This window comes from Mycobacterium sp. TH-M11 (assembly GCF_057473725.1).
Genome location: NZ_JBYCLD010000293.1, coordinates 1 through 8,391 on the forward strand (window position 1 = coordinate 1; position 8,391 = coordinate 8,391).

General features: G+C 64.3%; 7 protein-coding genes and 1 pseudogene. 3 read left to right on the forward strand and 5 right to left on the reverse strand.

What is annotated here, in order from left to right; translation table 11 throughout:
• On the reverse strand, positions 1–496 hold a 496-nt coding region (locus tag AC2VOG_RS12190; RefSeq protein WP_486940155.1), incomplete at its 3' end, for an IclR family transcriptional regulator.
• A gap of 51 nt (positions 497–547) precedes the next feature.
• Between AC2VOG_RS12190 and leuC the strand changes: the two genes are divergently transcribed.
• From leuC to AC2VOG_RS12205, 3 genes are all read left to right on the forward strand, one after another.
• Entirely contained in the window at positions 548–1,981 is a 1,434-nt protein-coding gene (gene leuC / locus AC2VOG_RS12195; protein WP_486940156.1) for a 3-isopropylmalate dehydratase large subunit, read from the forward strand.
• A 17-nt stretch (positions 1,982–1,998) separates the two neighbouring features.
• A complete protein-coding gene (gene leuD, locus AC2VOG_RS12200) occupies positions 1,999–2,595 on the forward strand; it encodes a 3-isopropylmalate dehydratase small subunit (protein WP_486940157.1) in 597 nt (198 codons plus the stop codon).
• A gap of 200 nt (positions 2,596–2,795) precedes the next feature.
• Positions 2,796–3,377, forward strand: coding sequence for an HU family DNA-binding protein (locus tag AC2VOG_RS12205; protein ID WP_486940158.1), 582 nt, complete (start codon positions 2,796–2,798; stop codon positions 3,375–3,377).
• Between the two features lie 68 nt (positions 3,378–3,445).
• Here the strand turns inward: AC2VOG_RS12205 and mutT1 are convergent, their stop codons facing one another.
• The 4 genes and pseudogenes from mutT1 to AC2VOG_RS12225 all read right to left on the reverse strand — a co-directional run.
• The gene (gene mutT1 / locus AC2VOG_RS12210) at positions 3,446–4,378 is read right to left on the reverse strand and encodes an 8-oxo-(d)GTP phosphatase MutT1 (protein ID WP_486940159.1); all 933 of its coding nucleotides are present in this window, start codon (positions 4,376–4,378) and stop codon (positions 3,446–3,448) included.
• A gap of 67 nt (positions 4,379–4,445) precedes the next feature.
• Positions 4,446–6,651: pseudogene (locus tag AC2VOG_RS12215) on the reverse strand (RNA degradosome polyphosphate kinase).
• A gap of 65 nt (positions 6,652–6,716) precedes the next feature.
• On the reverse strand, positions 6,717–7,382 hold the full coding sequence (cofC, locus tag AC2VOG_RS12220; protein WP_486940160.1) for a 2-phospho-L-lactate guanylyltransferase: 666 nt from the start codon (positions 7,380–7,382) through the stop codon (positions 6,717–6,719).
• A gap of 231 nt (positions 7,383–7,613) precedes the next feature.
• A partial coding sequence (locus tag AC2VOG_RS12225) for a PE/PPE C-terminal domain-containing protein (RefSeq protein ID WP_486940161.1) occupies positions 7,614–8,391 on the reverse strand: 778 nt, incomplete at its 5' end.

Here is an 8,391-nt window from a genome sequence, read left to right on the forward strand (position 1 = left end):
CGGCCAGCGCGCGGTCGCCGAACTTCGCGTCGGGCAACACCTCCGCGCGGGTTGCGTCATCGCCGAAGGCCAACAGCACCTTGGCGCCGGAACCGGCCGTCATCGGCAGACGCGCGCCGACCAGGACGGTATCCCGAAGCCCCGCAGGCGGTTCCACCGCGGCAATGCAGATCCGCGATGTACCTTCGCGGCGGTACAACTGCACGCTCTCGCCGGTGATTTCACCCAGCCGCGGCAGCACCGCCGCGCTGGCTGCCAACAGTGGATCGTTGACCTGAGCCGCGAGCTCGCTGACCGCGGGCCCCAGCAGCCAGCGCCCCTCGCCGTCGCGCGCGAGTAAACGGTGAACTTCCAAACCCGCGGCCAAGCGGTGCGCGGTGGCCCTGGGCAGCCCGGTGCGATCGCACAATTCGGCTAGTCCACAGGGCGATTCCGCGATGGTCCGTAGCACCCCCACGGCTTTGTCGAGAACGCCGATGCCGCTATCCTGTCTCACAGAGAGATACTAACTTCTCGAATAGTGAGATCAACGAATTGGGATGAGCTCGTGACGAAAACTTCAACACCCGGCACTGCGCGCCCGCGCACGCTGGCGGAGAAGGTGTGGGACGACCACGTGGTCGTGTCGGGCGGCGGCGCCGAACCTGACGTGATCTACATCGACCTGCATCTGGTGCACGAGGTGACCAGTCCGCAAGCCTTCGATGGGCTGCGGCTCGCAGGTCGGCCGGTGCACCGCCCGGATCTGACGCTGGCCACCGAAGACCACAACGTGCCGACGATCGACATCGACAAGCCGATCGCCGATCCCGTCTCGCGCAACCAGGTGGAGACGTTGCGTCGCAACTGCGAGGAATTCGGAATTCGGCTCTACCCGATGGGTGACATCGAGCAGGGCATCGTGCATGTCGTCGGCCCGCAACTGGGCCTGACCCAGCCAGGCATGACCGTCGTATGCGGTGACAGCCACACCTCGACGCACGGCGCATTCGGCGCAATCGCCATGGGCATCGGTACTTCCGAGGTCGAGCACGTGTTGGCGACTCAGACGCTTCCGTTACGGCCGTTCAAGACGATGGCCGTCAACGTCGACGGTCAACTGCCGTCCGGCGTGACCGCCAAAGACATCATCTTGGCCGTCATCGCCAAGATCGGCACCGGCGGTGGTCAGGGGCACGTCATCGAATACCGGGGCAGCGTCATCGAATCCCTGTCAATGGAAGCCCGGATGACAATCTGCAACATGAGCATCGAAGCCGGGGCCAGGGCGGGAATGGTGGCACCCGATGCCACCACCTACGCATTCCTGCGGGGCCGCCCGCACGCCCCGACGGGTGCGCAGTGGGATGCGGCGCAGGCCTATTGGGATCAATTGAAGACCGATGACGGCGCCGAGTTCGACACCGAGGTCTACCTGGATGCCGCGTCGTTGACCCCGTTCGTGACGTGGGGCACCAACCCCGGGCAGGGTGTGCCGCTGGGTGCCGCCGTGCCCGACCCCGAGTTGATGACCGACGACCACGAGCGACAGGCGGCCGAGAAGGCACTGGCGTACATGGACCTTCGGCCCGGCCTTCCGATGCGCGAGATCGCCGTGGACACGGTGTTCGTCGGATCGTGCACAAACGGCCGCATCGAGGACCTGCGTTCGGTGGCCGACATCCTGCGGGGCCGAAAAGTGGCCGATACCGTGCGGATGCTGATTGTGCCCGGGTCGATGCGGGTCCGTGCCCAGGCTGAAAGTGAAGGCTTGGGCGAGATCTTCACCGCAGCGGGCGCCGAGTGGCGTCAGGCCGGTTGCTCGATGTGTCTGGGAATGAACCCTGACCAGCTCGCGCCGGGGGAGCGCTGCGCGGCAACGTCGAACCGGAATTTCGAAGGCCGCCAGGGCAAGGGCGGTCGCACGCACTTGGTGTCGCCGGCCGTTGCCGCTGCGACTGCGGTGCGCGGAAAGCTTTCCGCGCCGGACGACTTGAACTGAAGACAGGGATAGACAGCATGGACGCATTTCACACCCACACCGGAATTGGAGTGCCGCTGCGGCGATCCAACGTCGACACCGATCAGATCATTCCAGCGGTCTATTTGAAGCGGGTAACCCGAACAGGTTTCGAGGATGGATTGTTCGCGGCGTGGCGCAACGATCCTTCTTTCGTGCTCAATCTCAGCCCATTCGACAGAGGTTCAGTACTGGTGGCCGGACCGGATTTTGGGACCGGCTCGTCCCGCGAGCACGCGGTGTGGGCGCTTATGGACTACGGCTTCCGGGTGGTGATCTCGTCCCGGTTCGGCGACATTTTTCGGGGCAATGCCGGGAAGGCCGGTCTGTTGGCAGCCGAAGTTGCTCAGGATGACGTGGAACTTCTTTGGAAGCTGATCGAGGGCAGCCCGGGGTTGGAAGTCACTGTCAGTCTTCAAGATCGGAATGTGTCTGCGGGAACGGTGGTGGTGCCGTTCACGATTGACGATTACACCGCATGGCGCCTACTTGAAGGCCTCGACGACATAGCCCTCACGCTGCGGAAACGCGATAAGATCGAAGCTTTCGAGGCTGCCCGCCCGGACTGGAAGCCGACGACTTTGCCCGCTTCATAAGGGCGCGATCGAGCCCGAATTCGCCGCGCCCCAGGGCCGTCTATAGCCGCCGCGCCACCTCCCAAGGGCGGCAAGCGGATTCCTAAAAAGTTCGCCAGGAGCCATTGAAATTGCGCGTGGCTCTTGGAAATCAGGCACCTTAGGGTTTACCGTGTCTGCTAGTCGGTCCAAACGAGGGCCACTAGCTTCGGAGGATTTGCATGAACAAAGCAGAGCTCATCGATGTACTCACAGAGAAATTGGGCTCAGATCGTCGGCACGCAACCGCCGCCGTCGAGAATGTCGTCGACACGATTGTGCGCGCCGTGCACAAGGGCGACAGTGTCACCATTACTGGGTTCGGTGTTTTCGAGCAGCGCCGCCGCGCTGCCCGGGTTGCCCGTAACCCCCGAACTGGCGAGACGGTAAAGGTGAAGCCGACCTCCGTGCCGGCCTTCCGGCCCGGCGCACAATTCAAAGCGGTTGTCGCTGGCTCGCAACGTCTCCCGGCGGAAGGACCAGCAGTGAAGCGTGGTGTTGTCTCCGCCGCCGGGGCGGCCAAGAAGGTCGCCAAGAAGGCGCCGGCCAAGAAGGCGGCCGTTGCCAAGAAGGTCGTCAAGAAGGCGCCGGCCAAGAAGGCGGCCGTTGCCAAGAAGGCTCCGGTCAAGAAGGCCGTGACCAAGCGGACCGCCGTTGCCAAGAAGGCTCCGGCCAAGACGGCCGCGACCAAGCGGACCGCCGTTGCCAAGAAGGTCACCAAGGCTCCGGCCAAGAAGGCCGCAGCACGGCGTGGTCGCCGCTAAGCACTAGCATCAAACGCAGATTCGCCGCGGAGCAGGCTCAGACGAGCCGTCCGCGGCGAATCTGCGTGTCAGAGCACCACGTTGGAGGCCAGCGGGCTGCCGATGTGATCAGCGGCGATCAGCCGCCCGTCCGCCAACGAAAGCACCCACGTGCTGCCCTTGCGGTTGCGCGACTTGTCCGGGCGTACGCCGTCGCGCTCGCACCACCACGCGATCAGGTCCGGAATCACCCTGCCCTGCGTGCAGATCACCGGCGTGCGGTGCGACTCGGCAATCTGCAGAACGCGCCGCCGGCCCGACTTGGGGTTGGCGGCGTACGCCTCTTCGGTCAGGGTTGACTCATTGATGATGGTGACGCCCAGTTCCTCGGCCAACGGCTCCACCGTCTGATGGCAGCGCACCCGGTCCGCTGAATGGACGTCGGTGGGGCAGAAGGCCGACAGTTGCGCGACAAGGGCCTCAGCCTGTGCCCGGCCTTTTTTGTCCAATGGCCGGATCTTGTCGTCGCCGGAGAACCGAGACTTGCTGCCCGCAGTGCCGTGCCGGACGATCAGGACGGATCTGGTGTCAGCAGGCTGTTTGGCCCAGCGCCGCAATATCTTTCGATCGTATGGGTAGGACACTTTCTCGATGGCGTCGACAGCCGGGAGCCAGATGAGATCGTCCACTTCGTTGTTGGGGGCGAAGCTGCCGTCGATGCTGCGGGCCGACCAATACTGCACCTTTTTTGTGCCCGGCTCGATCGGATAGCTCACCGTAGCAATGCGGCGACCCAACTGAACGTGGTGTCCGGTCTCTTCGAAGACCTCACGTACGGCGGCCACGGGCTCCGTTTCGCCGGGGTCGACTTTGCCTTTGGGCAGTGACCAGTCGTCGTATCGCGGACGGTGGATCACCGCAACCTCGTCGGCGGATTCGCCCAGACCGGGTCGCCAGAGTACGCCGCCCGCGGCGAGGACGATCCTGCTCGCCGAGCGTCTCGGCGAGGATTGTGTCGACACCTGAACTCCTGCAGGTCAAGTTGAGCCCCGGGAACCCCTGGCCAGAGGTCTAACGGCTACGTGTCAGTTAGTTACTGCGGTGCTTTTCCATCAGCGCCACCTGGTGATCGCGAACCGAGTGGCCGTCCTGCGGCAATGCCTTCCACTGGCCTTCGGGCCCCAATTCCCAACAGCGCGTTGCGGGATCGAGGGCCGATTCGAGGATCTCGTTGAGCCGAGCGGTCAGCTTGGGATCCTTGACCTGAACCAGGACCTCGACGCGGCGATCCAGGTTGCGATGCATCATGTCGGCGCTACCTATCCAGGATTCGTTGATCGCGCAGAAATTGAAGATTCGCGAATGCTCAAGATATCGTCCGAGAATCGAGCGCACGGTGATGTTTTCGGAGAAGCCCGGTACACCCGGACGCATCGCGCAGATACCTCGCACGACAATCTCGACGCGGACGCCGGCCCGCGAAGCGCGGTAGAGCGCATCGATGACCTGCTCGTCGACAAGGGAGTTCATCTTCAGCCGGATACGTCCGTTCCCGGTTGCTTCATGCGCGGCGATCTCCCGGTTGATGCGTTCGATGATGCCGTTGCGGATACCGTGGGGCGCGACCAGAAGGTTGCGATAGGAGACCTTGCGCGAGTAGCCGGTCAAGGTGTTGAAAAGATCGGTCAGGTCGGCGCCGATGTCGGGATCGGCGGTCAGCAGGCCGAGATCCTCATACAGCCGGGCGGTTTTGCCGTTGTAGTTGCCGGTTCCGATGTGGCAGTAACGCCGGATCGTCGAGCCTTCGCGCCGCACCACCAGGCATGTCTTGCAGTGGGTTTTCAAACCCACGAGTCCATAAGCCACATGGACCCCTGCCTGCTCCAGCGCACGAGCCCACTTGATGTTGGCTTGTTCGTCGAACCGGGCTTTGATCTCCACCAGGGCGACGACCTGCTTTCCAGCGCCGGCTGCTTCGATCAGCGCCCGCACGATCGGCGAGTCACCGCTGGTGCGATACAGCGTCTGCTTGATTGCGAGCACGTTCGGGTCGGCGGCGGCCACCTCGATGAATCGCTGAGTACTCGTGGAAAAGGAGTCGTAGGGGTGGTGCACCAGCACGTCGCCTTCGCGCAGCGTCGCGAAAATGCTTTTGGGCGTTTCCCGGTCGGCGAATGCCGGGCTGGTCGTCGGCACGAACGCAGGATCTTTCAGCGCCGGGCGGTCGACACCGTAGATCTGCCATAGCGACGAGAAATCGAGCAGTCCCGGCACCTGAATCACATCGCCGGGATGAACGTCGAGCTCGCGCAGCAGCAGTTCGAGCATGTGCTCGGTCATGTCGTCCGCAACCTCGAGGCGCACCGGCGATCCGAACCTGCGGCGAGCCAGCTCGCGCTCCAGCGCCTGCAGGAGGTCTTCGTCGCGGTCTTCGTCGACTTCGTAGTCGGCATTGCGGGTCACCCGGAATGCATGGTGCTCAACGATTTCCATGCCCGGGAACAGTGCGGTGAGGAAAGCTGCGATCAGCTCTTCCATCGGCAGGAAGCGGACTTCCTTCGGGTTCGCGGAACCGTCGGCGCCAGGTCGGTTGTCGAGTTCGACAAAGCGATCGACGTTGTCGGGCACCTTGACCCGGGCGAAATGCTGACCGCCGTCGTCGGGTTGCCGCACCGTGACGGCGAGGTTCAGGCTCAGGCCACTGACGAAGGGGAACGGATGTGCGGGGTCGACGGCCAACGGCGTCAGGACCGGAAAGACCTGCTCGGTGAAGTAGGTCGACAGCCTGCTGCGCTCCGCGTGGTCGAGATCGGCCCATGTGACGATCCGAATTCCCTCCGCCGCGAGGCCGGGCTCCACCGAATTGAGGAACACTTCCGCGTGCCGGGTGGCGATCTTCTGGGTCTGCTCGCCGATTCGGCGAAGTTGCTCGCGCGGGGTCAGTCCGTCCGCGGAGCGCACCGACAGCCCCATCTCGTCGCGTCGCTTCAGCCCGGCAACGCGAACCATGTAGAACTCGTCGAGGTTCGAGGCGAAGATCGCCAAGAATTTCGCCCGCTCGAGCAGCGGCAGCGACGTGTCTTCGGCGAGCGCCAGCACGCGCGCATTGAAATCCAGCCAGCTCAATTCACGGTTGAGGTAGCGGTCTTCGGGAAGTGAGTTCTCGACTGCGGCGACAGCGGTGGTGGCGGGCGGTGTACCCGGCGCGGAGTCGGCGGCCGGCCAGGCGGGCGATCCGGCGGTGACGGCGGTGTCCGGCGCTTCGATGTCAGTCACCCTTGCGATCATTCCCCATCGGTAGCTGGTGCTGCCACCGACCGGAGGTCAGACATTTGCCGTTGAGGGCCCGTTCATCCATCGTTATCCGGCCTGGTGTGAATGTCTATCGATCGCCCGCATGGTCGCCGGACCGAGTCCCAGGCCGCGGGCGATCGCCAGATCATCGGGCGTGTCGATGTCGCAGCGCAGTCCCGGCCAGCTGCCGATGAGCTCGACCGCTCCGGAAAGACGGTGTTGTGCTGAGGAATCCGGCCCGAACCTCGGATCGAGGGGGGTATCGAACGCGCAGAGGGCCGCGGTGCCCGTGCCCAGTCGGTCAGCGACGAAGCTCCGCTTGTGCTGACGCGCCGCCGTGACTGCATTCGCGAGCTCGTGTGTCTGAAGCGCTGGCAGGTCACCTTGCAACACAATGATATTCCGGACAGAGTCCGATAACGCTCGTTCGGCGACGGCGATCGCGTTGTTCAGTGGGTCAGGATGGTCGGCCGGCGTGGGATCGGCAACAATGTCGGCGCCGCATTCGATCGCTGCCGCGGCCGCCACCTCGTCGGGTGTGACCACGGTGACGCGGTGGACCGCACTCACCCTTGTCGCGGCGGTCAAGGTGTCGACCAGCATGGCTAGCACCACACTCTCTCGCTGCGCGGCCGAGAGCGCCGGGGCCAGCCGAGTCTTGGCGGCCGCCAACCGCTTGACCGCGACGATCAGGCCGACATCTGCGTGCCCGTCGGCTCTGCTGCCGCTCATGGGTTCATCCTGCCAGTGTCGATCTTCGGCTGAGAATTGTGCGAGGCGGCCATGGCCGCGCAGGCGACTCGTGACCGTCCTGGCCTCGCCGGCCATGATCGGAATAGCTTCACCATCGTCGGCGAATATAGTTGTCCGCGTTAGACTCTGGCGACTCATCGCAAGCTCCGTCGGCCCGCGCCATCCCGGGTCTTCTCAGTCGGCGGTTCGCCGAGTACGCGATGGGCGAACCTACCCGCCCGCTGGCGATCGGGCGGCGAGCGACCTGGTGGGCAGGTCGCGAGTAGAGCTTGAGTCGTAGTCTGCGGTTCGGTGGGCCATCCGCGCAGTCGCAAGGCGTGGCATCCCCGTGGATGGCATGCCGGTGGCGAAGATAGGGCTGGGCAGGTGGGCGGCGGCTTGTGCGGTTGCGGGGGAATGGACGGTCTGTGAATTGACGGTCTGCGCCAGGGGGGCGTTTGCGGCCCAGGTGGGTGGCACCGACAGCGGTCCGACCAGGTCGGCTCGACCGATGTTGGCGCGTGTCCCGGCTAGGGTCACTTGTCCGCCGGATTGCGCGGCCATCGGCCCGTATGCGGCCATATTGTTCACGATTTGACCGAGCCCATCGCCGACTGCGCCGGTTCCGCCTGACATCTGCACGGCGCGTTGCACGTAGTCCTGAACCGCGTAAATGATCATGTAGTCGAACGAGTGGAAGGTGGTGATGTACAGCTCCGGGCCGACAGCGCCGTTGGACATAAAACCGCCCAGCGCACTTGAGTTCAAAAGGTCCGATAGCGCCGAGTTGTTTGCCCCGCCGATCACGTCGTTCAGAAACCCGGACAGCCCATAGTTGGACGTGGCGTTGGCCGGGCTGAAGATGTTCAGCCCCGAAAGCCATTGTGACAGGGTTTCTTGGGTGTTGCCCGCCGCGGCCGTGGTGGCGTGGGTGGTGGCCGCGGCTTGCTGGGTCTGGCCGGTGTCGGTGGTGACGGTCGGGGGGGTGGTGAGTGGGGTGAGGGCGGTT

Excerpts from the sequence above, each read along its gene's own strand:
- cofC (WP_486940160.1), bottom strand. The coding sequence starts at position 7,382 with ATGAGCGGCAGCAGAGCCGACGGGCACGCAGATGTCGGCCTGATCGTC.
- AC2VOG_RS12205 (WP_486940158.1), top strand. The coding sequence starts at position 2,796 with ATGAACAAAGCAGAGCTCATCGATGTACTCACAGAGAAATTGGGCTCA.
- leuD (WP_486940157.1), top strand. The coding sequence starts at position 1,999 with ATGGACGCATTTCACACCCACACCGGAATTGGAGTGCCGCTGCGGCGA.